This window comes from Paenibacillus polymyxa, assembly GCF_015710975.1.
GTDB classification, from domain to species: domain Bacteria; phylum Bacillota; class Bacilli; order Paenibacillales; family Paenibacillaceae; genus Paenibacillus; species Paenibacillus polymyxa.
On the sequence record NZ_CP049783.1, the window covers coordinates 1442420 to 1462500 of the forward strand.

A 20081-nucleotide genomic window follows, 5' to 3' on the forward strand; every position below is an offset into this window, starting at 1 on the left:
CCAAACGGCTAACTAGCACCCAACCACTCACACTGAATTATTTTTTGCGTTTATTATGAAGCCGCTCCATAGGAGCCCGGCTTGAACGTTCTTGGATCGTACCATTTGTAGCCTGCTGCTGGAGCAGACCAAGGCTCCGGTTGCGGTTCTGTGGAAGCCGCAGGCTCTTCAAACGGCAGCAGCTTCGTCGGTTGATCCAGCGTTAAACCTGCCACATCGGATAATTTCGTGTAGTCCTGCTTCCACGCAAGCCATTGGACCGTTTGCACCAGGAAGGTGGCATCGTCCACTTCCTTGAAACCATCATATGTCTTTTTCGACTGTCCGTTTTCTTCACGCGCATATTTCGGTGTAGCATCTTCTACAGGGGAAGAATCACCGATAAATGCTGCCTTGCCTTGACCCACCTTGGAGATCGCAGCATAAGGACCTTCCGCACGGCCTCCGCCGTTATAGACTCCTTGGTCTACTGCATTGCCCCATTTTTTTGTACCTGTCGGGATGTAGGCAATTCCTTTGGCTTTGGTAGGATCAATAATAGCCAGCGTAGATCCCGCATGCATGGCAATCGAGCGTACACCCTTGGTAATGCCGAAGGATTGATCTGCGGCTACGATGTCCGTAGCATTTACATCGCCAAGCGCATTATAACGGAAACGAACACCAAAGTTGGTCGCCAGCCAATCGGAGCTTGTTAATCCTTGCATCGCCGGCGATGCAGCTTCTTCTGCAGTCATGCCTTTGGCCGGATTAGTATAGGCTCCACGACGGTAGCCATTCATAACCTCGGAGGAATCCCAACGGTTTTTGTTACGGTCCGCATTATAGTGGTCGGAGATGAAGAAAACACTTCCCCCGTTATTCACATATTGCAGCAGGGCAGCCTGCTCGGATGCCTTAAAGGCAACATTCGCTTCACCGATGATGAACACATCATATTGGCGCAGCTTATCATAGGTTATGGCCTGTTCTCCATAAGTAAAAGGAATGGGACGGTTCAGTTGGTCCACTGTAAAACCTACATTACGCAGTCCATTGGCAAAGTCGGAGAAGGCGCCTTCAATGACCCAATCTGCTGCCCCAGCCGTCTGTGCGTGCGTATTATCGAACAGCACCTTTTTGCCTTTGCCATCCGGCAGTGTAGTACCGGGTTGACCCGGATTTCCAGGTTCAGGTTCGCCAGGTTCACCTGGTTCCCCCGGCTCGCTTCCGTTCACCAGTTCAACAGTGCTTGGACTTTTCACTCCACCAAAATTATTGTAGGCGCCAAGTGTACCCGTCACACGGATTTTGCTGCCAATCAGCTCAGGATGGCCTGTTAGCCCAAATTGCCCTCTGTACGCTGATGTCAGCTGTACATCCAATAGATTAGACGTGCTACGTTCATTGGCCTGGTCGGCAATCAGTACGTTAAAATCATTCGCAAACGGAGAAGAAAAATTAGCCGTTTTCGATCCGGTAGCATGTCCAACGATGTAACCTTCCACCGTCACTGTGCCTCCACTGCCTTGGCGCTGAAGTGCCTCGGCTACTGTCAGTGCTCCCTCCGCTTTGACCTGATCGAATGGAACGAAGATCCCGATCAGCAGCGATACGATCGCTGCCAGATGCAGCACCCCTTTCAAGCGTGAACCTGTGAACCGCAAGCCTTTTACCATACGTCAATATCCCTCCTATAATTCCATAAATGTAATTGTCCTCTATCAGATTAGCTGTCAATCTTCTAATTCCTTCCTGATTTCATCCATAATTATGTAAATTTTAATCTTTTTTATTGGAAACTCGCCTGTTTATGTAAAAATTGAACCCTGCGATTGACACCGAGCACAGCATACATTACGCTAAGAAAGATATGTAGAACGGTATACGCGAATGAAGATGACGGGAGAGTCTGTCCAGGGGCTTACACGCTGGCGGCACCGAAGGAGCAAGACGCCAACACCCGGCTGGCGGATAATCTCTCAGGTCCATGTATCGTCATCTGACGCAACTCTGGAGAGAGCGCAAGCCACCCAAGGGGTAAGGCGGTAAGGACACCGCACGAAACTCTCAGGTAACGAGGACAGAGATAAGGGAAACTTCCTTATCCTGTCCTTTTTTGCGCTCACATTGTACGTCAGCATTAGGAACCGTCATAGCCGCGCAAAAACGCGGAAATACCATATACTATGGTACTAGAACATACAGGGGGCCACACCATGCGTTTCAAAGATGTATTTTCCATTATCGGTCCGGCCATGACCGGACCTTCCAGTTCACACACTGCAGGCGCGGTGCGGCTTGCACGCGTTGCCCGTCACTGGCTCGGGACGCAGCCTGATCGTGCCCGCATGACACTGTACGGCTCCTTCGCCGACACATACAAAGGACACGGTACAGACCTAGCACTCATCGCAGGCCTGCTCAATTACGATACAGACGACCACCGAATTCCAGATGCCGAGCAATGGGCGGAGCAGGCTGGAATGGCCGTGGAGTTTGCCGTCAGCGGACTACCCGCGCCCCATCCAAATACCGTCCGTTTTGAACTGTGGAAGGGTGAGGATCAGCGCACACTGCTGGGCTCCTCCATCGGTGGCGGCAGCATCCATGTCCAGCAGCTCAACGAATTCCGAGTCAACCTGACCGGGGAGCTGGCTACGTTGGTGCTTCTTCACTCGGATAAGCCCGGCACATTAGGTGCGGTGACTTCAGCACTCGGCGCTGCCGACATTAACATTGCCTATATGCATGTGGATCGCAAAGGCCGAGATGGTGAAGCACTTACCGCCATCGAAACGGACAGTCCTCCTACGGCTGAACTGATCGCAAAACTACGATCCTTACCACATATGTACGAAATTAAAATGATTAATTTGAAAAAAGGAGCTGAATCTGATGCGATTTAGCCATCTGCATGAAATCAGCGCCATATGCGCGGAGGAATCCACCACGATTGGCCGCCTGATGATTCAAGAGCAGGTACAAGAGACGAATACAACGGAAGAAGAAATCTTCCGCCAAATGTCTGATTATTATGAAGTCATGAAGGAGGCCGTTCATCGTGGTCAGACGCAAGACACCGTATCCCGCAGTGGATTAACGGGCGGTGACGGCAAGCGTCTGGCCGAGTATCTGCGGGCAGGGGAAACCTGCTCCGGCGACGCCTCCGCACTCGCCATGGCTTATGCGCTCTCCGTGTCGGAGGTTAATGCGTCCATGGGGCGTATTGTGGCTACGCCCACTGCTGGCTCTTGTGGAGTCATCCCCGGTGTGTTCATTAGTGCACAGGAGCGGTTCGGCTGGGATGATGAGCATATGGTGCACGGCTTGTTCGCAGCCGGAGCCATTGGCTACGTCATCGCCAACAATTCCTTCATTTCCGGCGCGGAGGGAGGCTGTCAGGCTGAGATTGGCTCAGCCATCGGGATGGCCGCTGGAGCTATGGTCGAGCTACGCGGCGGCACACCTGAGCAGGCCGTTCACGCCGTAGGCCTAGCGCTCAAGAACACGCTCGGTCTGATTTGCGACCCCGTCGCCGGACTCGTCGAGATTCCGTGCATCGTGCGCAACGGGCTGGGAGCCGTGACCGCACTTGCCGCAGCGGATATGGCTTTGGCGGGTGTGCGCAGCGCCATTCCGTCTGACGAAGTCATTGACGTAATGCTTGAAGTCGGCAGCGCAATGCCATCAAAGCACCGCGAGACCGCCAAAGGTGGCTTGGCCCAGACACCCACTGGCAAGCGTTTGACCGAATCACTGACACGCAACACATCAACCAAGAAGAATAAATCGTAGCTTCTAAGCTTTAAAAAATAAAAGAGCAAGCATATCGTCTCTAGACGTATGCTTGCTCTTTTTCTTTTCATTTTAACAGATTACTGAACGGTTACCTGTACCTTCGTCATTTTACCTGCATATTTCACTGTAATTACAGCTTTGCCCTTGCCCTGTGCCTTAATGTTGCCGTCTTTGACGGTCGCAACAATAATTCTAGACGAGGACCAGACAGCAGGTTTGGAAACATCCTTCTCCGACTCATCCTTATACGTGGCTGTAGCCGTAACCTTGGCCAGCTGCCCTGCCTTCAAAGTCAAGGCGACTTCGTCCGTTTGCAGGTATTTAAGCGTATCAACATCAACAGGTACGCTGATCACCTTACCGCCAAACTTCGCCTGAATGTTAGCCTTACCGTAGCTGACCGCGGTAACCTGACCCTTTTTGACGGTGGCTACCTTATAGTTGGACGTTTTCCATTCAGCTTGGGTTGTAACATCCTTTTCTTTGCCATCACTGGATTTAACTACAATCGCAATCGTTTTTTGATCCCCGGATTTTAGTGATAACGCAATGGCATCCGCTTCAATCTTTTGCGCTACGTCCACTTCTACCGTAAACGTAATGGTTTGCTTGCCATATGAAGCCGTGACCGTTGCCTTACCGCTTGCATTCGCTTTAATCAAACCTTCGCTAACTTCAACTACTTTTACATTACTAGTAGTCCAAGTGGCGTCCTTGGTTACGTCTGTTTTTGTGCCACCACTCTTAACGCCTGTTACTTTCAGTTGCTTTGTTTCCTGAGCACCAAGCGCAATCACACGCGAGTCTGTTTCCAGACGGTCCACAAGGCCCACTTGTACGTTTATTGTCAGTTTTTTGCCGTTATAGGTCGCTGTAATAACCGCTTTACCGGCTGCTTTACCCGTAATCGTTCCTTTGGACACAGAAGCAATATCTTCCGCGCTTGAAGCCCACTCCGCATCCTGTGTCACGTCTTCCTTGCGTCCATCCGCATAAGTAGCCGTCAGAGTTGCAGTATAGTCCTCATTAATATCAATCGTTGCCGTTTTGGAAGACAAAGACAGATCACCAGGCACATTTACGGATACTGTAGCTGTAGCTGTTTTGCCGCCATAAGAAGCTGTGATCGTAGCCTCACCTGTTTTATAACCTGTGACTTCCCCCGCGCTGACAAAAGCGATATCTTCATTGCTGGATTTCCACTCTGCCTTACTTGTGATATCTTCTTCCGTACCTGTTACGTACGTTGCAGTCAGCTTGAGCTTTTTGGATTCCTTGGCGTTCAAGCTCAGCTTGTCCTCGCTCAAATCCAGAAATCTAGAGGTTTCGACATCTGTCTTGATCGAAACTGTCTTATCTCCATACTTAGCAGTCACTGTAGCTGAACCCGCTCCAATGGCCATAATCGTTCCTTTATTCACCGTTGCAACTTTTTCATCGCTTGATGCCCAAGTAGCTTTATCTGTGATATCCGTTACTGTTCCATCCGGGTAGACAGCAGATACCTGAATTTTTTTAGATTCATCCAAACGGAGGAAAATATTGGTTTCGCTGGCTTTCAGCTTATTCGTCTGATCTACATCCACCGCAATCGTAGCGGACATCGTGCCATATTTACCTGTGATCGTCGCCTTACCCGCGCTATAGCCGGTAATAGTGCCTTTCAGTACATCTGCCACAGCTGCATTGCTGGAGCTCCACTCAGCAGACTCTGTCACGTCCTGTACCGATCCATCCGGGAACGTTGCTGTCAATTTAACCTTCTCTGTATCCTTCAACAAAAGAGAAACCTCTGATGAACTGACATCGAGACGTTTAACCTGCTCTACCTGTACAGCAATCGTTACAGTCTGTTGACCATAAACAGCCTTAATATTAGCTGTACCTGCTCCCTGAGCAGTAACCAATCCGTTAACTACAGTCGCTACCTTTTGGTTATCCGAGGTCCAGGTCGCATCACCTGAAACCTGAGCTGTCGTATTATCACTATAAGTCGCTGTCAAATCAATCTGTCCTGTGCCGCTCGAACGTAAGTTCAGGCTTTGCACATTGGATGTAAGCGCCTTAACCTTTTTCGTAACATGTACCTGAACCGATTGTACCTTCTCTTTATAGGTCGCTACCACGGTCGCTTCCCCTTCAGCTTTGGCTGAAACCGTACCGTTATACACTGTAGCGATAGCTGTATTATCACTTTTCCAATCCGTGCTTACGGTTACATTCGAGGTCGTCCCATCGCTAAAAACAGCTGTAGCCGTCAGCGCAGCCGTATCTCCCTGCTGCAAAGTTACCTCGTTAGAGGAAAGGACAATCTTGGAAAGCACCGCATCTGCTGCAGATGCAAACCCTGCATATGATGTAAAACTTGAAATCAGGATGACCAACGCCAGAAATCCGGACCATCTATTCTTCAAAATCTAATTCCCTCCCATTTCAATGCTAAAAATTGAGGATTTCGCAAAATCCCTACACCTACGTTTTATGTCGTCATATGGAAAAGAATAGTTTAGACTTTAAAGAAAATTTGGTCCTTATTAACTAGAATCGGTACTTTTACAGACAGCTATAAGCTGCTGCACGTATTCTCAAATGGTGATACTCTTCCATATTGGGATCAAGCTGATGCATATAAACGACGGAGAACTGTTCGCTCGGATCTATAGAAACCCATGTGCCTGCCATTCCCGTCCAGCCAAATTCCCCAATCGAGCTGTTTGCATGACCAGCCGCTTTATCCATTAACGTACGCACGCCCAGTCCATAGCCATAACCTGTATGGTATGAATTGGTGAAATCCGATAGTTGGGCTGTACTCAGATGATTTGTGCGCATTAAATCAATGGTTTTTCTCCCCAATAGCCTCACACCGTCTACCATGCCGCCATTTGACAACATTTGTGAAAATGTCAGGTATTCTTTGACTGTCGAATATAAGCCTGCGCCTCCACCTTCATATATAGCATCTGGCTGATGATGTTCATCCAAGAAACCTTCAATTTTTTCAAGTTTTCCGGCGTCTGTCCGTTGATACATGGAGGCCATCCGCGATTCAATATCTCCACGATAACGGTAACCTGTATTGTTCATTCCAAGTGGATCAAAGATTTCATCCTTCAAAAATTGTCCTAATGATTTACCTGAAATGACTTCAATTAGACCTGCAACAAGATCATGTCCATATCCGTATAACCATCGTGTTCCCGGTTCAAATGCAAGCGGAACTTTAGAAAGCGCTTTAATTTCTGTACGCAGGTCATATTTCCCTTGCTTTTCCTTTAAAGCTGTAATGATCTTGTGCATAGCTTTTCCTGTTTCTGAAAACTCGGAAGCATAAGGAAGCCCCGCACTCATATTGAATATATGCTTAATTAAAATAGGGTTATCCGCCTTATCCATGTAGGTGTACCCGTTAGGAGCAGTTTTGAATACATACGAATCACGATACTCAGGTAAATATTCATACAAAGGCTCATTCAATAAAAATTGTCCGCGTTCGTACAGCATAAGGGCAGCCGCGCATACAACAACCTTTGTCATGGAAAACAGGCGATACACGGTATCTTCAGTAATCGGTTTCCGAGTTTCCACATCAGCATATCCATGATAACCTTCATACAACACTTGACCATTTTGTGCAATGGCACAACCACACCCTGCCGGTCCATTCGCTAAGAATCGTTGCAATAGCTGATCTACCTTGTCAAAACGAGACATTTTCATCCCTCCTATTTTCCTTCAAAAGAAACAAGCTTCCCCTCACGCTCTAATTCCTGTTCCAACAAGCTCAACCTGACTCCTTGTAAGCGCTTATTCCCTTGCATTTATTTTAACGGTAAACTGAGCAATTACAAAGATGATTTATCATAATTAGATAGCTTTATACCAACAACTCTGCCACCGTCTCTTTCCAGCGATTGATCACCGATTCCGGCTCCTTGAGGCGAATTGTGACACCTGTCAAGATATCCGCATATTGGGCCGAATCTTCTCTAGCTGCGAAAACCCGTGCCGCAAATCGCTCACGCACATGCTTGGCTTCATGCAAAGCGGGCAGATGTTCCAGCGACAACCGCACATAATGCGCCTTTCCCCCGGTGAACACCGCAAGTGTCGCCTTCCCCGTACGGATCATGTTGCCCGTCGTGGTCGTACCGGGCCACAGTGCCAGACGCAGATTTTTCTCGTCCAGCGCTACAATCTCACCCACACTAATCATCGCTATGTGCGGCCACTGATCTTCCGTAACCGTCAACAGCATCATTGCTTCCTGTTGCTTGTGCTCCAACTCCTTGCCGTTCAGCAGCGTGAACAGTTCCTTACCGATCCTTGGCGTCTGCATGAAGTATAATCCCCTTTATATTTAGTCTATGACTTCAAAATACCATAATTTACGGCTACTTACGAACGACCCTATATCCGCTCTGGAATAGGAGGAACATGAGCAGCATCCGGAATATCTTGGGGGTTTACCTTGAACGCCGATTTATACTTTGCTGGATCAGTAATGCTATCCGGTTCTGAGGTTCGCCATGTGAACAGGCATACAGGGCACAACAAAACCTCCCAGGCACCTTTAACCGGCGAATGGGAAACGACTTCTGAACGATTGGACTCACAACGGGGACAAATATGCATCTGTCAGCACTCCTTTAAATTTTCTTTGTTTTTAAAAATATTTAGCGAAGCATTTGGCTCAACTTTTTCTCCCATTCCGCTACACCCAGCGGGGAATCGAGCGGCTGCGAGTAATGGCCTCTAATATCCGGTGCTACAGGTGTCGTCGCATCCAGTATCATTTTGTGCGTCATACCTGCCGGATCAGAGCCGGGGTCAAGCGGTAAAATAGACAAGCCAGGAACAATGACAGCATCATGCTTTGGATGAAGCTTGGTGGATAAAGCCCACATGACTTGCGGCAGATTGAACGGATCGACCTCCTCGTCCACCACAATCACCAGCTTGCAATACCCCAATCCATGCGGAGTCGTTAACGCACGCATTCCCACAGCCTTCGCAAAGCCGCCATACCGGGTTTTCGTGGAAATAATAGCGACCAGCCCATGCGTATACATGGCATTAACAGCTACGATTTCATTAGGAAAAGCATCCTTAAGCTGCTGAAACAACGGTACACTTGTATTCACACCGATCATATAATCCGTTTCCGTCCAAGGCATCCCGATGTACAGATGCTCAAAGATAGGCTGTTTGCGGTGATATACACGATTAATCTGAATGACTGGCATCGCGCGACCGCCGGAATAGTGACCTGTGAATTCACCGAATGGACCTTCATACTCACGTTCACCTGCTAACACTTCGCCTTCCAAAATGACCTCGGCTCCCCAAGGCAGATCCAGATCTGCATCCTTCGCTTTGACCACACGATAAGGCTCGCCCTGAATGGCGCCCGCCATCTCATATTCGGATTGATCGTACAGCAGTGGCGTAGAAGCAGCCGTTGTAATCACAGGCTCACATCCGAGGGCAATAGCCACCTTCAGATTTTCGCCACGCTCCTCAGCCTGACGGATATGGATCGCAATATCATGCTGTGGTACAGGCTGGATGCCCAAACGGTTCTTGCCTTTCACCTGCATCCGGTATAAGCCGACATTTTGCTTACCGTAGGTGTCCGGGTCATCCAGATCGCGTGAAATTAGAATTGCTTTATCCAAATAAAACCCTCCGTCCCCCTGATTCAAACGAAACAACGGCAAAATATCAAACAAATTAATATTCTCCGTAATTTCGACTTCATGAAAAGGAGCGGCTTCTTCCCGCTTCACGGGCACCGGAAATTGTTCATAGCGTCTGGCAAATTCAAAAAACTGCTCCTTGAGCGGCGTATTTTTGGGCATTCCCATCATGAGGGCATGATTGGGCCAGGAGCCCATCACATTCATTGCAATACGAGCATCCGTATATCCATAGATGTTGTTGAAAAAGAGAGCAGGCGTCTTATCTCCAAGATTGTTTAATGCTCTGTTAGCTGCTGCGAGGTCCGGCTCCGGCTTTACCTCATCGCTGATCGTGAGTAATTGTCCCTCCTTTTCCAAGGTGTGTAGAAAATCGCGAAAGTCTTTATAAGCCATCATTCATTCTCCTTCGTCTTTCGATTTCTCAATTCTGGTGCAGCCTGGAGTCATTCTGCTTCATCCCATCCCAGCGTTTGGCTGCGGTTGTGACAATACCGAACTGATCCAATGCGCGAAAAACAATATGATCCACTAATTCCTCGATACTTGCAGGATGATTATAAAAGGCAGGCATCGGCGGCAGGATCATCACGCCCATACGTGACAGCTCCAGCATATTTTCCAGATGGATACTGCTTAATGGTGTTTCTCTGGTCATGAGCAGCAGCTTCTTTCGCTCCTTCAGTATCACATCCGCTGATCGGGTAAGCAGGTTGTCCGCCATACCGATACGAATAGAGGCAAGAGTCTTCATACTGCAAGGAGCGACGACCATACCATCTACCCGGAAGGAGCCGCTAGAAATACGTGCGGCCTGATCCTTATACGAGTAGACTGCATCCGCCATTGCCTTCACATCCTTCACCGTGTAGCCTGTCTCATAGGGAATGTTGGCAATAGCCCACGGGGATAGCACCAGATGGCTTTGGACTCCAGCCTCCCGTAATTTTTGCAATATACGGATACCAAAGATTGACCCTGTCGCTCCCGATATTCCTACAATGATTTTCTTCATATGTCCCCTCCTTCCATCCCATCGTTTTATGTTCGCCCATGCATTACTGTCAAAAATTATACGCCCGTTCCCTGCACACGAAAAATATATATAATATATGTAATGCATACTTTAAAAGTATTCAAATCGAAGCGTTGTTTAGAAATGAGGAGGAATCCCCAGTGGACTTGAAGCATCTGCAATACTTTTGCGTCATCGTGGAGGAAGGGCAAATCACCAAGGCCGCCAGAACGCTCAACATGGCCCAGCCTCCACTGAGTCAACAACTCAAAAATATGGAGGACGAGCTTGGTGTAAAGCTGATTTACCGTGAAGGAAAGAAGTGGGAAGTTACCGAGGCCGGATATACACTGTATACACGCGCCAAAAGATTATTGGCTGAAATGGAGGACACCTGTAGAGAAATTGGGGAGTTTGAAAACAGAGTAATCGGCACACTTGCCATAGGCACGTCATCCGCCTGTATGTCTCTGATTACTGAACAACTCAGTCACTTTCATCAGGTTTATCCAGAGGTATACGTTAAAATAGGACACGGAGACACACATCATCTGGAAGAGCTGCTGCATCAAAATAAAGTCGATCTGGCCCTGCTGCTGCTTCCGGTAGACGACAAATCGTACCATACGATTGAACTGGAGGGCGTTTCTTTTGTTGCGGTTCTTCCGTGTGAATGGGCAGATCGCCATCCCAGTGGGGAAATTACATTACAGGAAGCTGCCAGCTATGACCTCTTGTTGGGACGCCGAACAGAAGGATACGGACTATACGAAACCGTCATCCGCAAATTTCAGGAACACCATCTTATTCCGCGCGTCGTATTGGACTGTCCAGAAATATCGACCATTCTCTCGCTCGTTTCCACAGGCATGGGAATTACCATTATTCCAGACGCTGGCTTGGGACAAGAATACGGGGACAGATTTCGCACACTCTCCATTAAGGAGCCATTCCCTTTCACACAGCCTGCCGTCGTATGGCGCAAGGATCGTTATTTATCCAATGCAGCTCGCAAATTTGTTGAACTGCTACAAGCTGGAGACACGAAAAAGACTGTTCCCGAGTAGATGCTCTACCGCTCTACTCCTGAAACAGTCTGATGCTGTATGAACTTCCTTCATTCGGTCGTTGATACCAACTTATTTAACTCCTTGATGCCGATACTCGGTCGGAGTCATTCCACATTTGCGCCGAAATACCTGTGTAAAATGCCTCATATCTTGATATCCAATCCGCTCGGAAATATCAGCCAGCCGTAGATGAGGATCATTTAGCAGCCGCTTTGCCTCTTCCATACGCAATGAAATAACGTAATCCTTATAGCCTTGTCCCGTCTTTTGCTTGAATAACTGGCTGAAATACACCGGATTTAAAAATACGATTGAGGCCACTTTTTCCAGTGACAGCTCCTCTGTAAAGTGTGCCCGAATATATTGCAATGCTACATCAACCGTATGCATACCCTTGCGGAGGCATTCTCCTGTATCCGCTGCTGCGGCTGCAATCTCCTCTGGTGTTCGTCTTAGTCGCGCTACCTCTTCAGGTATGGATGAGAAATTGTGGTGAACACCTGAACGTGTAATTTGCAGAGGCACCCTGACATAACGCTTCAAATGGGATTCAAGCAACGTCTCTAGCCGTGCAGCCTCTGCTTCATCCCTTAACCTTGCAATCCCCAGCAGACTATGGCGGTCTAGACTAACGACAAAGCCGCTGCCTCCAGCCTCAATGAGCTCGGACAGTACATTTTCAATCATAAAATGCTCCAAATGCGTCTGCTTGTGGTCAGGTTCCATGCGAACCATAAAAAGATGGAATTCTGGATAATTTTCGACGAAGGGCTGTATATCCAGCTTACCTGTATCCAATCCGAGTGCATAACGCTGGAAAACAGCTTCACGCAAATAAACCATATTGGATTTAAGAAGCCTGCCCTCGTTTGCCTGTTGCGAGGCCACAAGGGCTTCGGCTGCTAACACTTCAATGCATTCCAGTAGCTTCTTTTTACCGATCGGCTTTAACAGGTAGTCTTTGGCACCCAGCTTTACTGCTCTTTGCGCATATTGGAAGTCGGAATGGGCCGAAATGACAACCCACTGCAGATGAGGATGCTTTCGCTTGGAAATACGCATGAATTCCAGACCATCCATACCGGGCATCAGGATATCAGTTAACACAATATCTACAGGATGCTCCGCCAGAATGCCTGCTGCTTCCTCGGTGGAAGCAGCGAGATGAATGCCGCAGGTTGGTAGTGCTTGGCCAATAGTACGCCGAATCCCCTGTCGAATCATATTCTCATCGTCAGCTATCAGAATATTCATGTTTCTCCTCCTTCTGTGGCAGAGGCACACTTACAGTGACTGTCGTTCCGGCCCCTGGTGCGCTGGAGATCCGTAGGCCGTACTCTTCTCCGAACATGTGCCGTAGCCGTAAATTTAGGTTTTGCAGGCCGATGCCTCCCGCCTGCCCGCTGCCCGCCTGTTTGCCGGGTTCTGCCAAAGCGACCTGGACCACCCCCCATCGTTCATATTCCATCCCTACACCGTTGTCGATGATGTGCAGGCTCAATACACCGCCATACTCCTCCGCTCTGACGAGCAGTGTGCCAACTGTATCTGCATGAAGAGGCTCCAGCCCATGTTTCACCGCATTTTCAATCAACGGCTGTAAGGTCATTTTAGGTAAACGGATATCCAGCCATCGTTCTTCAATGTGGACGTCAACAGATAGCCTGCCCTCCAGCCGAGCTTGAATAATGGTGAGGTAGTGGCCGACCTGCTCTACTTCTTCCCGTAGGCTTACATCGGCTCCCTCTTCCCAGTGACTGCTGTAACGAAACATATGGGATAAGGAGAGAACCACCTCACCAAGCTGATCCTGTCCCTTTTCATCCAGCATCCAATAGATCATATCCAGTGTATTGTACAAAAAATGCGGATTAACCTGCGTCTGTAGAGCGTGCAGCTCTGCATTTTTTTCGCTGACCGATGATATACGCACTAACTCAATCAGTTCTGCAATCTGTCTTACCATATGGTTGAAAGAAGTAGCCAACTGGTTGATTTCTTCATAGGATTCGATGTTTACCGTGTGGCGGAAATTGCCTGTCTCTACCCGTTTCATTTCCCGAATAACTCGTTTGAGCGGAAGGGAGATGCCCCTGGAGACGATAGACGCAATTAGCGCCGACACCATAATGAGTATAGGTGCCACGATAAATAAGTACCTTTGAGTTTGAGCCAGTTCCACATTCAGATCCTCGCTGGGTGTCACACTAATCACCGACCAATCGGCAAACGGAAGTTTGGAAGCGATTACAACTTTCTCATTATTCCGATCTACAATTACATCCTCCTCCGGGACCTGTGGCTCTAGATTTCGCAAATCTGGTGGTGGATCAGAAGAAGTAGCCGATACAATTCGATTTTCATGGCCCAACAGATAGACCTGACTATTAGTGCTCAGCCGTAAATTGTGGAGAGCGGACAATATTGAACGCGGTTCAGCCTCAAATAGAACAATACCAATCGGCTTGTGTTCATCCAGATCATAGAGCTGCCGTCCAAATGCAAACACAGGCCTGGTTTCCACTTGGTCGATGACAGAGTGAGGATAAACACCCAGCCATGCAATTTTGCCTGCCGACCTTCGAATTTCCCTGTACCATTCCGTATGCTCGTAATGAGTATCAATGACATTCATGTAATTCCCATAATTGTATACCTTACCTGTGTCTGTGATGACATGAATGCCGATTAGATCCTCGCGCGAATAGTAGATGGCTCCAAGGATATTCGTAATCGTACGTTCGTTGATGTAATTGACAGCAGGTAAATCACTATGATCTGTCGTCAGCAGACGAACCAAATCCATATTGTTGCTGATCGACTTGGAGAGACTGTTATAGCTGTCGAGCAGCAATTCGAACAGACCTGCTGTCTGAGATACATTTTTACGCGCAAGCTCACTGATCTTATCATGGAACTGCACCGTAGTACGGTTGTAAAATAATAGACTGACCGCCAGCACAATGCTGGACATGCTCAATAGGAACAGAACAAACAAGCGGTATTGAATGGATTGAAAACGGCGCATCATACCTCTGTGCGCTCCTTTCGCATCGGCCGCCTATCCTTTAACCGCTCCTGCAACCATGCCCTTGGTGATTTTTTCGGACAGGACAAAATAAATAATAATGACTGGTAAGGCCCCCATGACTAAAAAAGCACCAATGTTGCCATAATTCACAGAATACTGGCTGACGAACGTATATACGCCGAAAGGGAGCGTTTTTAGCTTTTCGGACGAGATAAAGGTGGCAGCCATAATGTATTCATTCCAAATATTAATGAAGGTTAAAATACACACTGTCATGATAGGCGGAATCGAGATGGGTAAGATTACACTGCGGAAGATACGATAGATGCTCGCTCCGTCAATGTAGGCGGATTCTTCAATTTCGTGGGGAATGGACCGCATAAAGCCGGATAGGATGAAGACCGCAATCGGTGTCTGAAAAGCAATGTAGGGTAAAATCAGCGAGAAATACGTATTCAGAATATGGACGTTTTTAAACATCACCATCAGCGGTAGCAGTGTAGCTTGCATGGGGATCATCATCCCGACCAAAAACAATGTCAGCACAACAGCCCCGAAACGCCAGCGAAAACGTGTAATTGCATAAGCAGTCATCGAGCTTAATACAATGACAAAAATCATTGTAACCCCGGTCACCAGCACACTGTTTCCTAAATAACGCAAGTAGCTCCCTGATTCATAGGCTTCCTGGTAGTTGTGCCACTGGGGCACTTGAGGGAGTGCAAAGAAGCTTGAACTTAATATCTCTTCATTCGTCTTCAACGAATAGGTCAGCAGCCAAAAGAGTGGATACAGCTGGGTGACCACTAAGAAGGCCAACAGGGAGAAAACCCCCATTTTTTTCAAAGCGTTCAACAGTCCCATCCCCTTTAGCTTACCTTATTTTCGATTCGTTTGAAAACAAAATTTATCACAATTGTAAATGACAAGCAGATTACTACGAGAAACGAAGCCAATGCACTGCCATACCCGTATTTCATAGATAAAAAGGACATATTGTACATATACGTGGATACTGTATCCGTCGCATGGGCTGGTCCTCCACCCGTCATCACCCAGATCAAATCAAACGATTGCAAGGACCCGATAAAGGCTAATACAATAGATATTTTGAAAATAGGCACAATGAGCGGCAACGTAATGTAACGGTCTGCTTTGAATCCTTCTGCCCCATCAATTTTAGCTGCTTCATACAGCTCATTGGGTATGTTTTGTACCCCAGTAAACTGGATAAGCAAATGGTAGCCAAAATATTGCCACAACGATACAAAATATAGAGCATACATTGCTATCTGCGGTTCTGTCAGCCAAGAGCGTGTCCAGCTTTCCAGTCCGACCGCCATCAATATACCGTTCAGCATCCCACCCATCGAGGCCGGATTATAGATCGTTTTCCACAACTGCCCGATAATGACCACCGATAGAATGACCGGCAGAAAATACATCGTTACCAATGTATTTGCCTTACGCACATAACGATTGAGTAAAATGGCCAGCAGCAGACAGAATGGAATTTCCAGCATGGAAAATACAGCGAACATCATCGTCCGCTTCACGGACGGCCAGAACACTGGATCGGCTGTAAAAATTCGTTTGAAATTAGCCAGCCCCACAAACTTCGCCTCTGCAATTCCGTTCCAATCCAGCAACCCGCAATACACAGATACCAGAATCGGAACAAATACCATACAGGTATACAGCAACAGGCAGGGCAGCACGAAAACGGCAATCGTGCGTGCCGGCACCTTCAGTACATTCATGCTCTAATCTCCTTTGTGTTGATTCGGAGTATCTTCTGGGGATGCTTAACCATATGTGATTCCGAATCAGGGAAGGGTACTTTCGCTCCCTCCCCTAGAGTCCGCTACTTCAGGATTTTTGCAAAATTCGATTTCAGTCGCTCCAAAGCGCAATATCTAAACGAACTAGGCTATTTCGAGCTATACATTGTTCATTGGAAGTCGCTTATTGGATGTTTGCAAAATCCTCACTTATTTATTGGCTTCAAAAGTGTTCTGATGTTCCTTCGCAACTTGCGCAGAGTCTTCTTGTTGCACAAACAGGTTTTGAATGCTACTCAGATGCGCCTGCGCAATAGCCGGATTCATCGTATTATCAAAAGCAAGGTCCCCTCCTTTTACATTTTTGAACAGCTCATTGAGACTAATGGCTAACTCGGAATAACCCGCTTCCTTCAGATCGCCTTTCATTTTCTGACCGCTGCCAATTGCATTCTTCAGATCAAACTGAATCTTGGGCATCTCTGTAATAAAATAGTGCAGAAAGTCCTTCGTCTCCTGTAAATGTTCACTATTCGCAGATACCGCAAACGCGCTACCCGGCGCAATGACATACTCATTCACATTCCCTTTGCCATTCACCGTAGGGAATTGAAACGCTCCGACCTTACCCGCTACCGGGGAGGCATCAATAGAACCTGTTTCCCAGGTGCCCATAATATACATCGCAGCTTTCCCTGTTTTAAAAATATTACCGCCTGCATTATAGTCAATAGATGTAGCTCCATCAGGGAAAGCCCCGGCCTGCACCAATTCCTGAAATGCATCCACAGCTTCCACAAAAGCCGGGTCGTTAAACGTCTTTTTGCCATCCAGCACATCATTGAGGAAATTTGGTCCTTCATTTGTACGCAACAGAATATTCATAAAAAGGAGGGAACCGGTCCATGAATCCTTTTCCCCAATAGCAATTGGAGTAATTCCCTTTGCCTTCAGTGTCTTCACCGTTGTTATCAGCTCATCAAAGGTGGTCGGCAACTTTTGAATTCCCGCCTGCTCGAACAGTTCTTTATTGTAAAAGACCACTTCTATATTGTTACCATCCGGAAAAGCGTAAAGCTTATCATCGAAGCTATAGTAATTAAGAAGGCCATCCTGAAACGTATCTTTTAACCCCTCTTTATCAGCTACATCATTTAATGGTGCCAGTAGCCCAGCATCTACGAATGGCTTCATCTGTGCAGCCGGATTTACAATCGTAATATCCGGTACTTCCTTCGCTGCTGCTTGTGTTTTCAGCTTGAGCTTTTGCTGATCTGTATTTAGCGAATCCAATTCAATTTTGACATGAGGATGATCCTGCTCGTATTGACTTACAATCTGCTTTATCATTTTGTATGAAGGGGTGCTCGGATCAGGATTGATGTTTTGAAAGGTAATCGTCACATCCTTCGTTACATTGCCTCCACCCTTTTCCCCTGAATTTCCCGGACTTGCGCTCTGTCCGTTATTACAAGCTGCCAGCGTCAATGCCAAGGCGCCCGCCGCCACAACGGCAAACGCTTTCATTTTTACTCTGCTCATGTTCCTTTTCCTCCTCTGGTTGAAGCATTGCGCAATTTATCCCCCTAGTCGGTGGACACTCAATGCCCGCTTGTTCTTTTCATTATGTTACATAGAAAAGACGTGAACAATGCGTGAACTTAAGGAGAAGGGTTTGTTTTTTTAAGCCCTCATTTGCGTGCTTCAAAATTCATTCATATCATAACTTGCAATTTATCTAGAAGACAGGCATAATATGAATAAGATCTTTATTTGATAATGATTATCATTATTAAATGATAAATACACATAGACTTTAAAGGAGGCAGGACCGCAGTGAAAGAAGCTTTTAGTAAAACCTCCCTGCATATCGATGATTATTTGGATCTTCTCAATCTTGCCGTACAAGTCGGAGATACAAAGTGGCAAAAGGAAATTACCCGTAAACTTCAAGCCTTAAGTGTCCTCCAGACAGAAGAGGTTGAAATAGATTAACATCGCACAATGCTGGATCTCAGTTGAAACAGCACGTCAAGCAGCACTATACAAGGAACAACCGGAATATATTAGTGCTTTTAACCGAAGGCATGGCATGAGCCTTTCATGTGGACGATAAATAAATCGGTTATACAAAAAGAGCACAACCATTAAGGCTGTGCTCTTTTTTCTGTGCTTGGCGGCGTCCTACTCTCCCAGGACCCTGCGGTCCAAGTACCATCGGCGCTGGAGGGCTTAACGGTCGTGTTCGGGATGGGTACGTGTGGAACCCCTCCGCTATCGCCACCAAACATGAATTTGCCTCGCAAATTCCTTCGTAAGGTTATTCGGTTCATCACCGATCGTGTGAATGAATAGCCATACGCTTGTTGTATGTACTTCTACATACTTCCAAGGTTACACCCTGAAAACTGGATCCGAAACTTCATTGCGCCTTATCTTAGGATAAGCCCTCGACCGATTAGTATTGGTCAGCTCCATGCATTACTGCACTTCCACCCCCAACCTATCTACCTCGTCGTCTTCAAGGGGTCTTACTCATTGGGAAATCTCATCTTGAGGGGGGCTTCACGCTTAGATGCTTTCAGCGCTTATCCCTTCCGTACATAGCTACCCAGCGGTGCTCCTGGCGGAACAACTGGTACACCAGCGGTACGTCCATCCCGGTCCTCTCGTACTAAGGACAGCTCCTCTCAAATTTCCTACGCCCACGACAGATAGGGACCGAACTGTCTCACGACGTTCTGAACCCAGCTCGCGTACCGCTTTAATGGGCGAACAGCCCAACCCTTGGGACCTACTTCAGCCCCAGGATGCGATGAGCCGACATCGAGGTGCCAAACCTCCCCGTCGATGTGGACTCTTGGGGGAGATAAGCCTGTTATCCCCAGGGTAGCTTTTATCCGTTGAGCGATGGCCCTTCCATGCGGTACCACCGGATCACTAAGCCCGACTTTCGTCCCTGCTCGACTTGTAGGTCTCGCAGTCAAGCTCCCTTCTGCCTTTGCACTCTTCGAATGATTTCCAACCATTCTGAGGGAACCTTGGGGCGCCTCCGTTACTCTTTAGGAGGCGACCGCCCCAGTCAAACTGCCCACCTGACACTGTCCTCGTACCGGATCACGGTACCAAGTTAGAACCTAGATACGATCAGGGTGGTATCCCAAGGATGCCTCCCCTCAAGCTGGCGCTCAAGGCTCTACGGCTCCCACCTATCCTGTACAGATCGTACCCAAATTCAATATCAAGCTGCAGTAAAGCTCCATGGGGTCTTTCCGTCTTGTCGCGGGTAACCTGCATCTTCACAGGTATTAAAATTTCACCGGATCTCTCGTTGAGACAGCGCCCAAGTCGTTACGCCATTCGTGCGGGTCAGAATTTACCTGACAAGGAATTTCGCTACCTTAGGACCGTTATAGTTACGGCCGCCGTTTACTGGGGCTTCGGTTCATAGCTTCGCCCGAAGGCTTACCACTCCCCTTAACCTTCCAGCACCGGGCAGGCGTCAGCCCGTATACTTCGCCTTGCGGCTTCGCACAGACCTGTGTTTTTGCTAAACAGTCGCTTGGGCCTTTTCACTGCGGCCCCCTCGGGCTATTCACCCTACCGAGGCACCCCTTCTCCCGAAGTTACGGGGTCATTTTGCCGAGTTCCTTAACGAGAGTTCTTCCGCGCGCCTTAGAATTCTCTTCTCGCCTACCTGTGTCG

16 protein-coding genes, 2 rRNA genes and 1 riboswitch (1 of these 19 cut by a window edge) are annotated in these 20081 nt (G+C 47.8%); of the genes, 4 read left to right on the forward strand and 14 right to left on the reverse strand.

The genetic code is table 11. The features are described from left to right. Positions 1–53: 53 nt before the first annotated feature. Entirely contained in the window at positions 54–1658 is a 1605-nt protein-coding gene (locus G7035_RS06580) for a DUF6359 domain-containing protein (RefSeq protein WP_019685907.1), read from the reverse strand. A 214-nt stretch (positions 1659–1872) separates the two neighbouring features. Further along, positions 1873–1987, forward strand: a riboswitch (glycine riboswitch). A gap of 211 nt (positions 1988–2198) precedes the next feature. Here G7035_RS06580 and sdaAB point away from each other — a divergent pair. Both sdaAB and sdaAA read left to right on the forward strand, forming a co-directional pair. After that, complete coding sequence (sdaAB, locus tag G7035_RS06585; protein WP_019685906.1) at positions 2199–2888, forward strand: L-serine ammonia-lyase, iron-sulfur-dependent subunit beta; 690 nt, start codon at positions 2199–2201, stop codon at positions 2886–2888. Then, complete coding sequence (gene sdaAA, locus G7035_RS06590; protein ID WP_016818870.1) at positions 2878–3777, forward strand: L-serine ammonia-lyase, iron-sulfur-dependent, subunit alpha; 900 nt, start codon at positions 2878–2880, stop codon at positions 3775–3777. The genes sdaAB and sdaAA overlap by 11 nt, the downstream gene beginning before the upstream one ends. 80 nt (positions 3778–3857) lie before the next feature. Here sdaAA and G7035_RS06595 read toward each other — a convergent pair whose 3' ends face one another. From G7035_RS06595 to G7035_RS06620, 6 genes are all read right to left on the reverse strand, one after another. Then, positions 3858–6194, reverse strand: coding sequence for an Ig-like domain-containing protein (locus tag G7035_RS06595; protein ID WP_019685905.1), 2337 nt, complete (start codon positions 6192–6194; stop codon positions 3858–3860). Positions 6195–6333: 139 nt separating this feature from the next. Beyond that, positions 6334–7494, reverse strand: coding sequence for a serine hydrolase domain-containing protein (locus tag G7035_RS06600; RefSeq protein ID WP_019685904.1), 1161 nt, complete (start codon positions 7492–7494; stop codon positions 6334–6336). Between the two features lie 163 nt (positions 7495–7657). Continuing rightward, positions 7658–8119: a hypothetical protein gene (locus G7035_RS06605; protein WP_019685903.1), complete on the reverse strand. Its 462-nt coding sequence runs from the start codon at positions 8117–8119 to the stop codon at positions 7658–7660. Positions 8120–8190: 71 nt separating this feature from the next. Then, the gene (locus tag G7035_RS06610) at positions 8191–8415 is read right to left on the reverse strand and encodes a non-oxidative hydroxyarylic acid decarboxylases subunit D (protein ID WP_016818874.1); all 225 of its coding nucleotides are present in this window, start codon (positions 8413–8415) and stop codon (positions 8191–8193) included. 41 nt (positions 8416–8456) lie between these two features. Then, positions 8457–9875 (reverse strand): non-oxidative hydroxyarylic acid decarboxylases subunit C, encoded by a 1419-nt coding sequence (locus G7035_RS06615; protein WP_025363806.1) that lies wholly within the window; start codon positions 9873–9875, stop codon positions 8457–8459. A gap of 28 nt (positions 9876–9903) precedes the next feature. Further along, positions 9904–10494, reverse strand: coding sequence for a UbiX family flavin prenyltransferase (locus G7035_RS06620; protein WP_019685901.1), 591 nt, complete (start codon positions 10492–10494; stop codon positions 9904–9906). Between the two features lie 161 nt (positions 10495–10655). Between G7035_RS06620 and G7035_RS06625 the strand changes: the two genes are divergently transcribed. Further along, entirely contained in the window at positions 10656–11561 is a 906-nt protein-coding gene (locus G7035_RS06625) for a LysR family transcriptional regulator (RefSeq protein ID WP_019685900.1), read from the forward strand. 72 nt (positions 11562–11633) lie between these two features. On the opposite strand, the gene G7035_RS06630 is transcribed toward G7035_RS06625, so the two are convergent. The 5 genes from G7035_RS06630 to G7035_RS06650 all read right to left on the reverse strand — a co-directional run bounded on the left by G7035_RS06630 (position 11634) and on the right by G7035_RS06650 (position 17918). Continuing rightward, positions 11634–12818, reverse strand: coding sequence for a response regulator (locus G7035_RS06630; protein WP_019685899.1), 1185 nt, complete (start codon positions 12816–12818; stop codon positions 11634–11636). After that, a complete protein-coding gene (locus tag G7035_RS06635) occupies positions 12799–14595 on the reverse strand; it encodes a sensor histidine kinase (protein WP_019685898.1) in 1797 nt (598 codons plus the stop codon). Before G7035_RS06635 ends, G7035_RS06630 begins: the two co-directional genes overlap by 20 nt. A gap of 30 nt (positions 14596–14625) precedes the next feature. Then, positions 14626–15459 carry a carbohydrate ABC transporter permease gene (locus G7035_RS06640; protein ID WP_374984598.1) on the reverse strand — a complete coding sequence of 278 codons (834 nt, stop codon included), beginning with the start codon at positions 15457–15459 and terminating at the stop codon, positions 14626–14628. A gap of 5 nt (positions 15460–15464) precedes the next feature. Further along, positions 15465–16355, reverse strand: a complete 891-nt coding sequence (locus G7035_RS06645; protein WP_019685896.1) for a carbohydrate ABC transporter permease — start codon at positions 16353–16355, stop codon at positions 15465–15467. Between the two features lie 231 nt (positions 16356–16586). Continuing rightward, positions 16587–17918: an extracellular solute-binding protein gene (locus G7035_RS06650; protein WP_019685895.1), complete on the reverse strand. Its 1332-nt coding sequence runs from the start codon at positions 17916–17918 to the stop codon at positions 16587–16589. 294 nt (positions 17919–18212) lie between these two features. On the opposite strand from G7035_RS06650, the gene G7035_RS06655 reads away from it, so the two are divergent. Beyond that, entirely contained in the window at positions 18213–18371 is a 159-nt protein-coding gene (locus tag G7035_RS06655; RefSeq protein WP_016818883.1) for a hypothetical protein, read from the forward strand. Between the two features lie 176 nt (positions 18372–18547). Here the strand turns inward: G7035_RS06655 and rrf are convergent. Then, positions 18548–18664: ribosomal RNA gene (gene rrf, locus G7035_RS06660) — 5S ribosomal RNA — on the reverse strand. A gap of 150 nt (positions 18665–18814) precedes the next feature. Then, positions 18815–20081 (reverse strand): 23S ribosomal RNA (locus G7035_RS06665) (it continues 1659 nt past the right edge of the window).